Annotated in this window: 15 protein-coding genes and 1 pseudogene; 12 read left to right on the plus strand and 4 right to left on the minus strand. The window is 74.4% G+C overall.

What is annotated here, in order from left to right:
- From ACH4E7_RS10785 to ACH4E7_RS10825, 9 genes are all read left to right on the plus strand, one after another.
- Complete coding sequence (locus ACH4E7_RS10785) at nt 1-507, plus strand: hydrogenase maturation protease (RefSeq protein WP_396248680.1); 507 nt, start codon at nt 1-3, stop codon at nt 505-507.
- A complete protein-coding gene (locus ACH4E7_RS10790) occupies nt 501-605 on the plus strand; it encodes a DUF6893 family small protein (RefSeq protein ID WP_387933688.1) in 105 nt (34 codons plus the stop codon). Before ACH4E7_RS10785 ends, ACH4E7_RS10790 begins: the two co-directional genes overlap by 7 nt.
- 116 nt (nt 606-721) lie before the next feature.
- A complete protein-coding gene (gene hypA, locus ACH4E7_RS10795; RefSeq protein ID WP_396248681.1) occupies nt 722-1,069 on the plus strand; it encodes a hydrogenase maturation nickel metallochaperone HypA in 348 nt (115 codons plus the stop codon).
- Nucleotides 1,070-1,158: 89 nt separating this feature from the next.
- Nucleotides 1,159-1,887, plus strand: a complete 729-nt coding sequence (gene hypB, locus ACH4E7_RS10800; protein ID WP_396248682.1) for a hydrogenase nickel incorporation protein HypB — start codon at nt 1,159-1,161, stop codon at nt 1,885-1,887.
- Nucleotides 1,884-4,202 (plus strand): carbamoyltransferase HypF, encoded by a 2,319-nt coding sequence (gene hypF, locus ACH4E7_RS10805; RefSeq protein ID WP_396248683.1) that lies wholly within the window; start codon nt 1,884-1,886, stop codon nt 4,200-4,202. The genes hypB and hypF overlap by 4 nt, the downstream gene beginning before the upstream one ends.
- Nucleotides 4,203-4,208: 6 nt before the next feature.
- Nucleotides 4,209-4,520 carry a HypC/HybG/HupF family hydrogenase formation chaperone gene (locus ACH4E7_RS10810; protein WP_396248684.1) on the plus strand — a complete coding sequence of 104 codons (312 nt, stop codon included), beginning with the start codon at nt 4,209-4,211 and terminating at the stop codon, nt 4,518-4,520.
- Nucleotides 4,517-5,641, plus strand: coding sequence for a hydrogenase formation protein HypD (hypD, locus tag ACH4E7_RS10815; protein WP_396248685.1), 1,125 nt, complete (start codon nt 4,517-4,519; stop codon nt 5,639-5,641). The genes ACH4E7_RS10810 and hypD overlap by 4 nt, the downstream gene beginning before the upstream one ends.
- A gap of 7 nt (nt 5,642-5,648) precedes the next feature.
- Entirely contained in the window at nt 5,649-6,719 is a 1,071-nt protein-coding gene (gene hypE, locus ACH4E7_RS10820) for a hydrogenase expression/formation protein HypE (protein WP_396248815.1), read from the plus strand.
- A 72-nt stretch (nt 6,720-6,791) separates the two neighbouring features.
- On the plus strand, nt 6,792-8,225 hold the full coding sequence (locus tag ACH4E7_RS10825; protein WP_396248686.1) for a phytoene desaturase family protein: 1,434 nt from the start codon (nt 6,792-6,794) through the stop codon (nt 8,223-8,225).
- 7 nt (nt 8,226-8,232) lie between these two features.
- Here ACH4E7_RS10825 and ACH4E7_RS10830 read toward each other — a convergent pair whose 3' ends face one another.
- A complete protein-coding gene (locus tag ACH4E7_RS10830; RefSeq protein WP_396248687.1) occupies nt 8,233-9,897 on the minus strand; it encodes a serine/threonine-protein kinase in 1,665 nt (554 codons plus the stop codon).
- Between the two features lie 157 nt (nt 9,898-10,054).
- Complete coding sequence (locus tag ACH4E7_RS10835) at nt 10,055-10,363, minus strand: hypothetical protein (protein WP_396248688.1); 309 nt, start codon at nt 10,361-10,363, stop codon at nt 10,055-10,057.
- A 325-nt stretch (nt 10,364-10,688) separates the two neighbouring features.
- On the opposite strand from ACH4E7_RS10835, the pseudogene ACH4E7_RS10840 reads away from it, so the two are divergent.
- Together ACH4E7_RS10840 and ACH4E7_RS10845 are read left to right on the plus strand one after the other, a co-directional pair.
- Nucleotides 10,689-10,991: pseudogene (locus ACH4E7_RS10840) on the plus strand (DUF885 family protein); the annotation flags it as partial.
- Nucleotides 10,992-11,079: 88 nt separating this feature from the next.
- Nucleotides 11,080-11,172, plus strand: a complete 93-nt coding sequence (locus ACH4E7_RS10845; RefSeq protein ID WP_396248816.1) for a hypothetical protein — start codon at nt 11,080-11,082, stop codon at nt 11,170-11,172.
- A gap of 59 nt (nt 11,173-11,231) precedes the next feature.
- On the opposite strand, the gene ACH4E7_RS10850 is transcribed toward ACH4E7_RS10845, so the two are convergent.
- Entirely contained in the window at nt 11,232-11,849 is a 618-nt protein-coding gene (locus tag ACH4E7_RS10850; RefSeq protein WP_396248689.1) for a LysE family translocator, read from the minus strand.
- A gap of 177 nt (nt 11,850-12,026) precedes the next feature.
- Here ACH4E7_RS10850 and ACH4E7_RS10855 point away from each other — a divergent pair, with 177 nt between their 5' ends.
- A complete protein-coding gene (locus ACH4E7_RS10855; RefSeq protein WP_396248690.1) occupies nt 12,027-12,170 on the plus strand; it encodes a hypothetical protein in 144 nt (47 codons plus the stop codon).
- A gap of 460 nt (nt 12,171-12,630) precedes the next feature.
- Here the strand turns inward: ACH4E7_RS10855 and ACH4E7_RS10860 are convergent, their stop codons facing one another.
- Nucleotides 12,631-13,467, minus strand: a complete 837-nt coding sequence (locus tag ACH4E7_RS10860; RefSeq protein ID WP_396248691.1) for a PIG-L family deacetylase — start codon at nt 13,465-13,467, stop codon at nt 12,631-12,633.
- Nucleotides 13,468-13,587: the final 120 nt, after the last annotated feature.

A 13,587-nucleotide genomic window follows, 5' to 3' on the forward strand; every position in this document is an offset into this window, starting at 1 on the left:
ATGAGCGGCGGGAAGGTGTTGGTCGCCGGGGTGGGCAACATCTTCCTCGGCGACGACGGGTTCGGGGTCGAGACCGTCCGACGGCTCTCCGCCCACCCCCTGCCGGACGGCGTCGAGACGGTCGACGTCGGCGTGCGCGGCGTCGACCTGGCGTACCGGCTACTCGACGGCTACCCGACCGCCGTCCTGGTGGACGCCACCTGCCGCGGCGGGGCGCCCGGCACGGTCTACCTCATCGAGGCGGCCGCCGAGCCGCTGGAGGCGCCGGTGCTGGACGGCCACCGGATGGGGCCGGACGCCGTCCTCGCGCTGCTCGCCACGCTCGCCGCCGGAACCGGCGGCGAGCCGCCCGGGCGGGTGCTGGTGGTCGGCTGCGAGCCGGCGTCGCTGGAGGAGGGCATCGGGCTGAGCGAGCCCGTCGCCGCCGCCGTCGAGGAGGCGGTCCACGTGGTCCTGCGGGTCGTGACCGAGGCCACGCAACCGGAGAGGGAGACAACACCATGCTGAGGAAGCTGTTCTGCGCGGCCCTGCTGGCGGGGATCGGCGCGCTGGTCTGGCAGAGCCTGCCGGACCTCAAGCGGTACCTGAAGATCTCGCGGATGTGAGGCCCGGATTGCTGCGAACGGTGCAGCCCCGGGCGTGGTGGCGGCGCGGCTTCGAGCCGTGGCCGCCACCGCGCCCTGTAATGGGGCCCGTTGCCGCCCGCCGTGGGAAGGGACCGATGCACGAGATGTCGATCGCCGCCGCCGTCGTCGAGCAGGTGGACGAGGCCGCGCGCCAGCACGGGGCCCCCGGGGTGACGCGGGTGCGGCTGCAGGTGGGCGAGTTGGCCGGGGTCGTCCCCGAGGCGCTCGACTTCTGCTTCGAACTGGCCTGTGCCGGAACGCTGGTGGAGGGTGCGGTGCTGGACACCGAGCCCGTCGTGGCGCGAGCCCGGTGCGCGCCCTGCGCCGTCGAGTGGGCCGTCGGCATGCCGCCGGACCTCGGCTGCCCGAACTGCTCCGGAGGCAGCGGCGTCGAGCTGCTGTCCGGGCGCGAGCTCCAGATCCTGGACGTCGAGTGGGCCTAGAGGGCGTGTCTTGAGGACACGCCCCGGGACGTGTCCTCAAGACACGCCCCGGCGCCCCGACGTCCGGGCCGAACAGAAAGGCTGACGCGATGTGCCAGACGGTCGACCTCCGCCAGGCGGTCCTCGCCCGCAACGACGACGCCGCCCGCGAACTGCGGGCGACGCTGACCGCCCGGAGGACGGTGGCGGTGAACCTGCTGTCCAGTCCCGGCAGCGGCAAAACCGCCCTGCTGGAGGCCGAGTTGGGGCTGGCCCGGCAACGAGGGGTGGCGGTCGCCGCGCTGACCGCCGACCTGGCCACCGAGAACGACGCGCTGCGGCTGGCCCGTTCCGGCGCGCCGGTGAAGCAGGTGCTCACCGACGGGCTCTGCCACCTGGAGGCGCGGATGCTCGCCGGGCACCTGGACGGCTGGCTGCCGCAGGACTGCCGGCTGCTGTTCGTGGAGAACGTCGGCAACCTGGTCTGCCCGGCCTCCTACGACCTCGGCGAATCGCTGCGGGTGGTGCTGGCCTCGGTGACCGAGGGCGAGGACAAGCCGCTCAAGTACCCGACCGCGTTCGGGCTGGCCAACCTGGTGCTGGTGACCAAGGCGGACCTCGCCGCGGCGGCCGAGTTCGACCGGGCGGCGTTCCTGGCGAACGTCCAGCGGGTCAACCCCGGGGTGGAGGTGGTGCACACCTCGGCCCGCACCGGCGACGGCGTGGGGGCGCTGCTGGAGCGGGCCCTGTCCGTGCTGGACGGCGCCGAGGTGCACCGGCCGGTGATGGCGGCCCACCCCCACGGGGGGCACCACCACACGGTGCAGGCGCCCAGGTGACGGCCGGTCACCCGGAGCTCGACCGCGAGCGGTGGCGGGTCGCCGTCCGCGGACTCGTCCAGGGGGTCGGCTTCCGGCCGTTCGTGTTCACCCTGGCCGGCGAACTCGGGCTGGCCGGCAGCGTCACCAACACCGGCGAGGGCGTCCTGGCCGAGATCGAGGGCAACCGGGACGCCCTCGACGCCTTCTGCCGACGGGTGGCCGGCGACGCGCCGCCGCTCGCCCGGGTCACCGCGGTGGAGCACGCACCGCTCGCCGTCACCGGCGCCACCGGCTTCACCATCGTCCCGTCCCGCGCCGACGGCCCCCGCGCCACCCTGATCCCGCCGGACGTCGCCGTCTGCGCCGACTGCCTGGCCGAACTCGCCGACCCCGCCGACCGGCGCCACCGGCACCCCTTCATCAGCTGCACCAACTGCGGCCCCCGGCACACCATCGTGACCGGCCTGCCCTACGACCGCGCCAACACCACCATGGCCGGCTTCCCGATGTGCGCGGACTGCGCCCGGGAGTACGCCGACCCCGCCGACCGCCGCTTCCACGCCCAGCCCGTCGCCTGCCACGCCTGCGGGCCGCGTCTCGCACTGACCGTCCCCGGGACCGCCGGGCGGGCGGGGGAGGAGGCGCTGACGGAGGCCCGCCGACTGCTGGCCGACGGGGCGGTCCTCGCCGTCAAGGGCCTCGGCGGCTACCACCTCGCCTGCGACGCGCGCGACGCCGGAGCCGTCGCCCTGCTGCGCCGGCGCAAGCGGCGCGGCGACAAACCGTTCGCCCTGATGGCCCGGGACCTCGCCGCCGTCGAGGGCCTGCTGCCGGTCGGCCCGGTCGAGCGGGAACTGCTCACCGGACCGGCACGGCCGATCGTCCTGCTGCGCCGCCCCGGTGGGTTCGCCGCGGAACTCCCGGCGGTCGCCCCCGGCAGCCCCGACCTCGGCGTGATGCTCCCGTACACACCGCTGCACCACCTGCTGCTCGCCGCCCCCGGGCCGGACCTCCTGGTGATGACCAGCGCCAACCTCTCCGGCGAGCCGATCGTCACCGACGACCGGGAGGCGCTGAGCAGGCTCGCCCCGCTCGTCGACGGCTGGCTCGGCCACGACCGGCCGATCCACGTGCCCTGCGAGGACTCCGTGGTGCGGGTGGTCGACGGCGAGCAGCTGCCGCTGCGCCGCTCGCGCGGATACGCCCCGCTGCCGCTCCCGCTGCCGGTGCCCGTCCGGCCGGTGCTGGCGGTCGGCGGCGACCTGAAGAACACCTTCGCGCTGGCCCGCGACGGCTACGCCTGGCTGTCCGGGCACATCGGCGACATGGACGACCTGGCCACGCTGCGCGCCTTCGACCGCGCGGTCGGGCAGCTCGGCATGGTCAGCGGGGTGCGGCCCGGCCTGCTCGTCGCCGACCGGCACCCCGGCTACCGCTCGGTCCGGCACGCCGAGCGGACCGCCGACGGCCGGCCGGTGCGCCGGGTGCAGCACCACCACGCCCACATCGCCGCGGTGATGGCCGAACACGGTCTGGACGGCGGGCGGGCGGTGCTCGGGGTGGCCTTCGACGGCACCGGCTACGGCGAGGACGGCGCGATCTGGGGCGGCGAGGTGCTGCTGGCCGACTACGACGACTTCCGCCGCCTCGCCCACCTCGGGTACGTGCCGCTGCCGGGCGGGGACGCGGCCGTCGAGCGCCCGTACCGGACGGCGCTCGCGCACCTGCGGACGGCCGGGCTGCCCTGGGCACCCGGGCTGCCGCCGGTTCAAGCCTGCCCGGAGGAGGAACTCCGCTTGCTGGAGCGACAGTTGGCGCGCGGGCTGCATTGCGTGCCGACCTCCAGCATGGGCCGGCTGTTCGATGCGGTGTCCTCGCTCGCCGGGGTCTGCCACCGAGCCGGCTACGAGGCCCAGGCGGCGATCGAACTGGAGGCGGCGGCCGCTGAGTTCGGCCCGGCGACGGGCTACGGCTTCGGACTGCTGCCCCGGGAGGACGGCTGGATCGCCGACCCCGGGCCGGTACTGGCCGCAGTGGTGGCGGACGTGACCGCGGGTGCTTCCGCGGGGCTGGTCGCAGCGCGCTTCCACAGCGCGGTGGCCGACCTGGTCCGGCGGATCTGCACGGCCGCCCGGGACCGCTACGGCACCACCACGGTGGCGCTCAGCGGCGGCGTCTTCGCCAACGCGCTGCTCACCTCGGCCTGCGCGCGCGGCCTCGGGGAGGACGGCTTCACCGTACTGCGGCACCGCCGGGTGCCGCCCAACGACGGAGGGCTGGCGCTCGGCCAGCTGATGGTGGCCGCCCGGTCGTCGGCCACCCGGGAGGAGTGAGAGCGGATGTGCCTGGCGGTGCCCGGCAGGGTGACGGAGATCGGGGAGCGTGACGGGACCCGGATGGCGGTCATGGACTTCGGCGGGGTGGTCAAGGACGTGTGCCTGGAGTACCTGCCCGACCTTCAGGTGGGGGACTACGCGATCGTCCACGTGGGCTTCGCGCTCCAGCGCCTGGACGAGGAGTCGGCCCGGCGGACCCTGGAGCTGTTCGAGGAACTCGGGCTGCTGCAGGAGGAGTTCGGTGACCCGTGGGAGGCGGCGCGGGTGGCCGGGGCGGCCGGGGCGGAGCGAGGGGCTGAGGAGGCCGGACGGTGAAGTACCTGGAGGAGTTCCGCAACCCCGAGCTGGCCGAGGGGCTGCTCGCCGACATCAGGGCGACGGTCACCCGGCCGTGGGCGCTGATGGAGGTGTGCGGCGGCCAGACGCACAGCATCATTCGGCACGCCATCGACCAACTCCTACCGGAGGAGGTCGAGTTGATCCACGGGCCGGGCTGCCCGGTGTGCGTCACCCCGCTGGAGGTGATCGACCGCGCGCTGGCGATCGCCGCCCGGCCGGAGGTGATCTTCTGCTCCTTCGGGGACATGCTGCGGGTGCCCGGCACCGACCGGGACCTGTTCCGCGTCCGCGGCGAGGGCGGCGACGTCCGGGTGGTGTACTCGCCGCTCGACGCCCTGCGGATCGCCCGGGAGAACCCGGACCGGGAGGTCGTCTTCTTCGGCATCGGCTTCGAGACCACCGCCCCGCCGAACGCCATGGCCGTCCACCTCGCCGGCAAGCAGGGCCTGCGCAACTTCAGCATGCTGGTCTCGCACGTGCGGGTGCCACCCGCCATCGACGCGATCATGGACTCGCCGGACTGCCGGGTCCAGGGCTTCCTCGCCGCCGGGCACGTGTGCAGCGTGATGGGCACCGCCGAGTACCCGGCGCTCGCGGAACGCCACCGGGTGCCGATCGTCGTCACCGGCTTCGAGCCGCTGGACATCCTGGAGGGCATCCGACGGACCGTACGGCAACTGGAGCGCGGCGAGCACACCGTCGACAACGCCTACCCGCGCGCCGTCCGGCCCGAGGGCAACCCGGCGGCCCGCGCCATGCTGGCGGACGTCTTCGAGGTGGCCGACCGCCCCTGGCGCGGCATCGGCGTCATCCCGCGGAGCGGCTGGCGGCTCTCGCCCCGCTACCGGGACCACGACGCCGAGCACCGCTTCGACGTCGCGGGCATCGCCACCAGGGAACCGGCCGAGTGCCGCGCCGGCGAGGTGCTGCAGGGGCTGCTGAAACCCCACCAGTGCGAGGCCTTCGGCACCGTCTGCACCCCGCGCACCCCGCTCGGCGCCACCATGGTCTCCAGCGAGGGGGCCTGCGCCGCGTACTACCTCTACCGGCGGCTGAGCACGCCGATCACGCCTCAGGAGGCGAGTTCCGTTGGCTGACACCGAGATGCTGGCGGAACCGTCGGCCGCGCCCGACTTCTCCGGCTGGACCTGCCCGCTGCCGCTGCGCGACCACCCCCGGGTGGTGATGGGGCACGGCGGCGGCGGGGCGATGTCCGCCGAGCTGGTGCAGAACCTCTTCGCGCCCGCGTTCGGCGGCCGGGCGCTGGCGGGGCTCGGCGACTCCGCCGTCCTGGAGCTGGGCGGCGCCCGGCTCGCCTTCTCCACTGACTCCTACGTGGTGCGGCCGCTGTTCTTCCCCGGCGGCTGCATCGGCGACCTCGCCGTCAACGGCACGGTCAACGACCTCGCCATGAGCGGGGCCCGGGCGGCCTACCTGTCCTGCGGCTTCATTCTGGAGGAGGGGGTGGAGATGGCCGCGGTGGACCGGGTCGCCCGGGCGCTCGGCGCCGCCGCCCGCACCGCCGGGGTCGAGGTGGCCACCGGGGACACCAAGGTGGTGGAGGCCGGGCACGGGGACGGCGTCTACCTGAACACCGCCGGCATCGGGCTCGTTCCGGCCGGGGTCGACATCCGGCCGCAGCGGGCCGTCCCCGGCGACGTGGTGATCGTCAGCGGGCCGATCGGGCTGCACGGGGTGGCGATCATGAGCGTCCGGGAGGGCCTGGAGTTCGGGGTCGAGGTGTGCAGTGACAGCGCGGCGCTCGGCGGCCTGGTCGAGGCGATGCTCGCCGCCACCCCCGACCTGCACGTGCTGCGCGACCCCACCCGGGGCGGCCTGGCGGCGGCGCTCAACGAGATCGCGGCGGCGGCCGGGGTGGGTGTGGTGCTGAGCGAACGCGCCGTGCCCGTCCCGGATCCGGTGGCCAACGCCTGCGCCGTACTGGGCCTGGACCCGATGTACATCGCCAACGAGGGCAAGCTCGTCGCCTTCGTCCCGCCCGGCGAGGCGGACGCCGTCCTCGCCGCCATGCGCGCCCACCCCCTCGGCGCGGAGGCGGTGGTGATCGGCGAGTGCGTCGCCGACCACCCCGGGATGGTCGTCGCCCGCACCGGCTTCGGCGGCACCCGGGTGGTCGACCTGCCGATGGGCGAGCAGTTGCCGCGGATCTGCTGACGCGGTTCCGGGCGGGGCCGGGCGGGTCCGGCCCAGTCAGACGAGGGGAGCGGCGCACCAGGGAGGCAGGGCATGAGTGAGCGGAGCGAGGCCGTCGTCGTCGGTTCCGGGCCCAACGGGCTGGCCGCGGCGGTCACGCTCGCCGGGCACGGCCTCGCCGTCACGGTGCTGGAGGCCGCCGAGGAGATCGGCGGCGGCGCCCGCAGCGGCGAGGCCACCCTGCCGGGCCTGCTGCACGATCACTGCTCGGCGGTGCACCCCTTCGGTGTGGCCTCCGCCCTGCTGCGCTCTCCCGACCTCGCCCGGCACGGACTGGAGTGGGTCTGGCCGGAGGTGGACCTGGCGCACCCGCTGGACGGCGGGGACGCGGCCGTGGCGGTGCGCTCGGTACGGGAGAGCGCCCGCGGGCTGGGGCCTGACGCGGCCAGCTGGGAGCGGGTGTTCGGCGGGCTGAGCGCGGACTTCGACGCCCTCGCCGAGGACGCCCTGCGCCCGCTCCTGCGGCCGCCCCGGCACCCGGTGACCCTCGCGGGCTTCGGCCTGAAGGCCGTCCGGCCGGCCACCCTGCTCGCCCGCAGCTGGCGCACCGACCGGGCCCGGGCCCTGTTCGCCGGCGCGGCCGCGCACGCCTTCCAGCCGCTGGAGCGGCCGCTGACCTCGGCCGTCGGCCTGATGCTGCTCGCCGCGGCGCACCACCGCGGCTGGCCGGTCGCCCGGGGCGGTTCCGGCCGGATCAGCGGCGCGCTGGCGGCTCGGCTGGTCGAACTCGGCGGACGCATCGAGACCGGGCGGCCGGTACGCTCGCTGGCCGAGCTGCGGCCGTGCCCGATCGTCCTGCTGGACCTCGCGCCCGGCGCGGCGGCGGACCTCTGCGGCGGCGAACTGCCCGCGCGGGTGCGCCGCGCGTACCGCCGCTGGCGGCACGGTCCGGCGGCGTTCCGGATGGACTTCGCCGTCCAGGACGGTGTCCCGTGGCGCCACGAGGGCTGCCGCCGGGCCGGCACCGTCCACGTCGGCGGCACCCTGGAGGAGATCGCCCACGCCGAACGCGAGACGGCCCTCGGGCGCATGCCCGCGCGGCCCTTCACGCTGGTGGCTCAGCAGTACCTCGCCGATCCCGGCCGCTCGCGCGGCGACGTGCACCCGGTGTACGCCTACGCCCACGTGCCGCACGGCTACGAGGGGGACGCCACGGAGGCGATCCTCGCCCAGATCGAGCGGTTCGCGCCCGGCTTCCGCGACCGGGTACTCGCCACGGCCGTCACGTCGGCCGGCCGGCTGGCGCGCGAGAACGCCAACTACGTCGGCGGGGACATCTCCACGGGCGCCAACACCGCGCTGCAGACGGTGCTGCGCCCGCGCGCCGCGCTCGACCCGTACGCCACCGGCATCCCCGGCGTCTACCTCTGCTCCGCGGCCACCCCGCCCGGGGCCGGCGTGCACGGGCTGTGCGGGGTCCAGGCCGCGCGTTCGGCGCTCCGGCACGCGGGCGTCGCGCCGCTTTGAGGGCGGTTCAGGAGCCGCGCGGGTTGGTGCGCTTGGTGGTGCCCTTCGGGTCCGTCTCCAGGTAGCCGGTGCCGTAGTCGTCGGCGAGGTAGACCTTGATGGTGGGGGTGCCGTCGAACATGTCGGAGTCGATGAGCAGGTAGCGCGTGGTCGGCTGGGGGACGTTCAGGGTGGCCTGGGCGCGCTGGAGCAGGCCGGGTATGACGTCCCAGCTGTACTGCTGCAGGTCGATGGGCTTCTCGTCGCCCATCAGCTCCCCGCCCGCCTCGCGGGTGATCTTGCCGTCGCGGATCGTGATCCGGTCGTAGAGGTTGGGGCCGGCCGAGGTGGGGACCTCGGCGATGGCGTACTCCGGGTAGACGGTCAGTTCGAAGACCTTGTGGTCGGACAGGTAGGGCTGCAGGGTCGTGACGGTGCGGCGCACGCCGTCCGGGTTCAGCAGGTTCGCGTCGGCGGACGGGGCCGCCGCCGGCGGTACGGCGGCGGCCGAGCCGGGCACCGCGGCCGGCGAGGCGGCGGAGGACGGTGCGGTCGTGGGCGGCAGGTCGTCGGACACGGTGCTCGTGGCGCCGGTCGTGGCGCTCGGGGCCTTGGCCGCGCCGGTATCCGCGTCGGCGCCGGACCGGTTCAGGTAGAGCGCCCCGGCGCCGGCGAGCACCACGGCGCCGGCCGCCACCGCGGCGACCGTGACGCGGCCCCGGCGGGACGTCGACGCGGCAGGAGAGAGGCCCGTCGTCGGGGGTGCCGGGAAGCCGGTGGGTATGCGGTCGTGCGGAACCGGCTGGGCGGGATGGGTGGCCGGGGCAGCCGGGGCGAGCGGGACGGTCTCGGGCTCGTACTCGGCCTGCTCCAGCGCCCGGTCGAGCTGCTCGGCGTCGGGGCGCAGCGCCGGGTCCTTGCCGAGCAGGGCGACCAGCAGCGGCCCGAGCCGCCCGGCCCGGCTCGGCGGTGGCAGCGGCTCGTCGAGGACGGCGGCGAGGGTGGCCAGGGTGGTCGCCCGGCGCAACGGGTGGTGGCCCTCGACGGCGACGTAGAGCAGCATGCCGAGCGACCACAGGTCGGAGGAGGGATTGCCCTCCTGACCGCGGATCCGTTCCGGTGCGATGTACTCGGGCGAGCCGATCAGCGCGCCGGTCGCGGTCAGGGCGGTGGCGTCCTGGACGGCCGCGATGCCGAAGTCCGCGAGCACCGGGGTGCCGTCGGGGCGCAGCAGCACGTTGCCGGGCTTGACGTCCCGGTGCTGGATGCCGACGGCGTGGGCGGCGCGCAGCGCGGACAGCACGCCGCGCCCGATCCGGGCGGTCTCCGCCACGCCGAGCGGGCCCTCGGCCAGCCGGTCGGCGAGGCTGCCGCCGCTGACCAGCTCCATCACCAGCCAGGGGTGGGGGTGGTCCGGGCTGTCGACGATGTGGTGGATGACCACGACGTTGGGGTGCTGGATCCGGGCGAGCGCCCGGGCCTCGCGCAGCACCCGCTCGCGCAGCTCCCGTACCCCGTCCGGGTCGGCCGCGGCCATCGCCGGGTCCGCCGGGCGGACCTCCTTGAGCACCACTTCGCGGTGCAGTGCGTTGTCCCGGGCCCGCCAGACCAGGCCCATGCCGCCGCCACCGAGCTGCTGAAGCAGTTCGAAGCGCCCGTCGACGAGGCGTCGTTCCGCCCCAGCTGTGTTCATGGCGGTCATCGTAGGAGATCCAGGGGACAGTTCCGGACACGAGAGGGCTCGACCGAAACGGGCTCCCGGCCGGTCGTACACCGGCCGATCCGCTCCCGGCGCACCCGTCGGTTCACGCCGGCGTGCGGGCCTGTTCACTCTCGGCGTGCGGGCCGGTTCACTTCCGGCCGTCCTGGGCGGCGGAGGCCGCCCAGGCGACGCCGATCACGACGGCCAGCGCCAGCAGGACCACGCCGATCACGACGGCGGTCCAGCCCCCGCTGGTGAGGCTGTCCAACTGCTGCCGGTAGGTCGAGTCGTGGGGCTCGGGCATGCCCTCGCCGTAGGCATGGGCGGCGCGGGGGTGGCAGACGTCCTCGGGCGACATGGGCCGGCCGTAGCAGGTCGGCACCGCGGTGTGCAGCTTGTGGACGCCGATCAGGACCAGGCCGGCGCCCGCGATGAAGAGTACGAGCAGGATCAGCACCTCGACGGCCCCCCGGTTCCGCTGTCCCGCACGGCCTCGGGGCCGACGGGCGTACGCACGCTCCGACGAGCGACCCGCCCCGGACGGTTCCACTGTCTCGTTCAGGCCCCCGCTCGCTGACAGGGCCTCGGCCGGTGCGCCGGCATGGGAGAACAGGCCCGAGACGCCGAGGACTTTCCGCAGGATCGCCGATGACCACGTCGCGCAGGCCGCGGCGCTCGATCCGCCGACATCGACCAGACTCGGCCTGCACCCCGAGGACGACCGGTAGCCGGAGCTGTCGCCGGAAGGCTTCGAAGCGCTCGCCGAGCTGGCCCGGAAGGCACTGGCCGCGGTTGACGCCGCCGAGCGGAGCACCGGGATCCCCGAGGACGCCGCGGAACGGGACTGCGCCCGGCTGCTGCGGGAGCGGCTGACCGCGGAGCTCGCCGTGTATGAGGCCGGGGACCGGTTCCGTCAGCTGCGCAGCGTCAACTCGCCGGTGCTCCAGGTGCGGGGCGTCTTCATCATGATGCCCACCGCCACGGAGGAGAACTGGGCGGCCGTCGCCGGGCGGCTGCGCAACGTGCCCGGCGCGCTGGACGGCTACCGGGCGACCTCGGCCGAGGGCATCCGCCGCGGGCTGCTGTGCGCGCCCCGGCAGGCCCGGGCGGTCATCGCCCAGCTCGACGCCTGGACCGGCCGGAACGGCGGCGCGCGAGGCGGCCAGGCGGCGGCTGGGGCCCGGTTTCGACCTCCGGGCCTGGCACACGGACGTGCTCGCCCAGGGCTCGCTCGGCCTGGACGACCTGGCCGCCAGGCTCGCCTAGGTCCGCCGAGCACGGGGTTGTGGCCCGGGCACCTGATCCCCGGGCCACAACCCCGGGGATCAGTGCATCAGCGCGAGCCGGACGCCGAAGCCGATCAGCAGCGCGCCGGTCACCCGCTCGATGCGGCTGCGCACCCGTGGGCGCCGCAGGAACGCGCCGATGCGGTCGACGGTGACGGTGTAGAGGCTGAACCAGAGCAGGTACAGCACCACGAACACCGCGGAGAGAACGAGTGCCTGGCCCAGCGTGTGCCCGGTGGCGGGGAGGAACTGCGGCAGGAAGGTGACGAAGAACAGCGCCACCTTGGGGTTGAGCGCGTTCGACAGGAAGCCCTGCCGCAGGTACACCAGCCGGTTGTTCCCGGCCGCCGCCGGTGCCGTCGCGTCCGCCGCGCCCTTCGCGGACTGCCGGGCCGCGCGCAGGGTGGCGATGCCCATCCAGACCAGGTACAGCGTTCCGACGGCCTTGAGCACCGTGAACGCGACGGCGGAGGCGACCAGCAGCGAGGACACGCCCAGCGAGGCGGCCGACACGTGCACGCTGAGGCCCAGCATGCCGCCGAGCGTGGTGTACAGACCGGCGGTCCGGCCGCCGACCAGGGCGTTGCGGGTGATCAGCGCCTGGTCGGGGCCGGGGATCATGATGAGGATGAGCGCGGCGACGATGAACGTCAGCATGCCGCCGCCCGGACGAAGCCACCGCCGGTGTTCTGTTTGATCGTCATCTTGCCTCTCCGTTCTGGCGGTTGGGGAATAGTGTGATCTTGACTGACGGGACCGGGTCGCGCCATCCTCACGTCACTGATCACCTGAGACGGGGAGTGCGGCAAGGAACTGGCGGCAGCTCAGGAAGCCTTGGCGGCACAGCTGCTCGGAGCGCGCCTGACGGCCTTCGGCGGCGGAGTGCTCGGCTACGCGGCCGACGACGCGCTGACCGCCGCGTCGCCGGGGGGCGGTGACGCGGCGGTCCGGCCGTGCGGAACCTCGGCTGTCAGCTGAGGGTGGCCCAGTCCTGGGTGTTGGCGGTGCCCGCCTGGTTGACGGTGACCGCGGCGCCGGTACTGACGGCGCCGCTGTCGAGGAAGTAGCAGGCAGATGGGGGTCGCCGCCCGCGCCGGCGTCGCCGTCAGCGGGACGGCGACCGTGGCGGTGAGGAGGGCCGCGCCCAGGGCGGCGGAGGCGTGCGGCAGTCGGATTCCGATGGCCATGCGGGATTTCTCTCGTCGGAACACGAACGGGTCCGCTGCCAGGATCGGTATCGCACGTCTTCCGTCGTAAGAGCGTGCTGGAGCGCGAGCGTGAGTCGGTGGCCCGACGGAGTCACTTTGGTTGCGAACTCTCCTTCGTACGCCCTGACTTCCGTCCCCGCGCCCGGATGCCGCACAAGGTGAGGACCCGTAGGGCGGCCTGTCACGGCTGCCCGACGGGTCCTCAGGTCAACGGACGGCTGCGCCGGCGGTCAGCGCAGGCCGGCGAAGAGGTCGGTCTCGGGCACGGCGGCGTCGGTGGTGTCCCGGACCCGGACGAAGGTCTCCACGCCCATCAGCTCGGTGAACCTCTCCTTGCCCATCCGCAGGAAGAAGATGTTCTCGCCCTGGCTGGCGTGCGCGGCCAGGGCGTCGAACTTCTGGCTGCCGAACTCGGTGATGTCGACCCAGGTGGTGATCTCCTCGTCGGGGAGGCCGATCTCGGGCATGACCTCGGCCTCCTCCACCGGGTCCGGCTCCTCCCAGTCGGCGCCGAACTCGCGCATGGCCTCGCCGAAGCGCTGCATCATCGAGCGCGGCGCCGTCGTCCAGTACACCTTCGGCGTCATCCCGCTCAGCTCCAGCGCCGCCATGGTGATGCGGTTCGCCTGGATGTGGTCGGGGTGGCCGTAGAAGCCGTTCTCGTCGTAGGTCACGACCACGTCGGGCCGGTAGCGGTGCAGCAGTTCGGCGAGGCGGGCGGCGCCCTCCTCGACCGGCGTCCGCCAGAAGGAGCCGGGAGCGTCGTTGGCCGCCCAGCCCATCATTCCGGAGTCGCCGTAGTCCAACATCTCCAGATGGCTGACCTTGAGGACGTCGCAGCTCTCCTGGAGCTCCTGACGGCGCATCGCGGCGACGGCCGCCGGGTCGTGGCCGGGCTCGCCCGGCTTGACGCCGCCCGGCCCGTCACCGCAGGCGCCGTCGGTACAGGTGACGAGGACCGTACGGATGCCCTCCGCGGCGTACCGGGCCAGCACGCCCCCCGTTCCGGTGGCCTCGTCGTCGGGGTGGGCGTGCACCGCCATCAGCGTCAAGGGCCGCTCAACCATGAAAACCATCCTCCGGTCTGAAAAGTGTCCGGCCCGAGTCTGCGCTACCCGGGCTGTCGATGGCCAGCGAAATCGGGACGAGGCCGTGACCGTGCTGGACCACGATGTTCGAGCCACGAA

The organism is Kitasatospora sp. NPDC018058, assembly GCF_044327205.1.
Taxonomy (GTDB): Bacteria; Actinomycetota; Actinomycetes; order Streptomycetales; family Streptomycetaceae; genus Kitasatospora.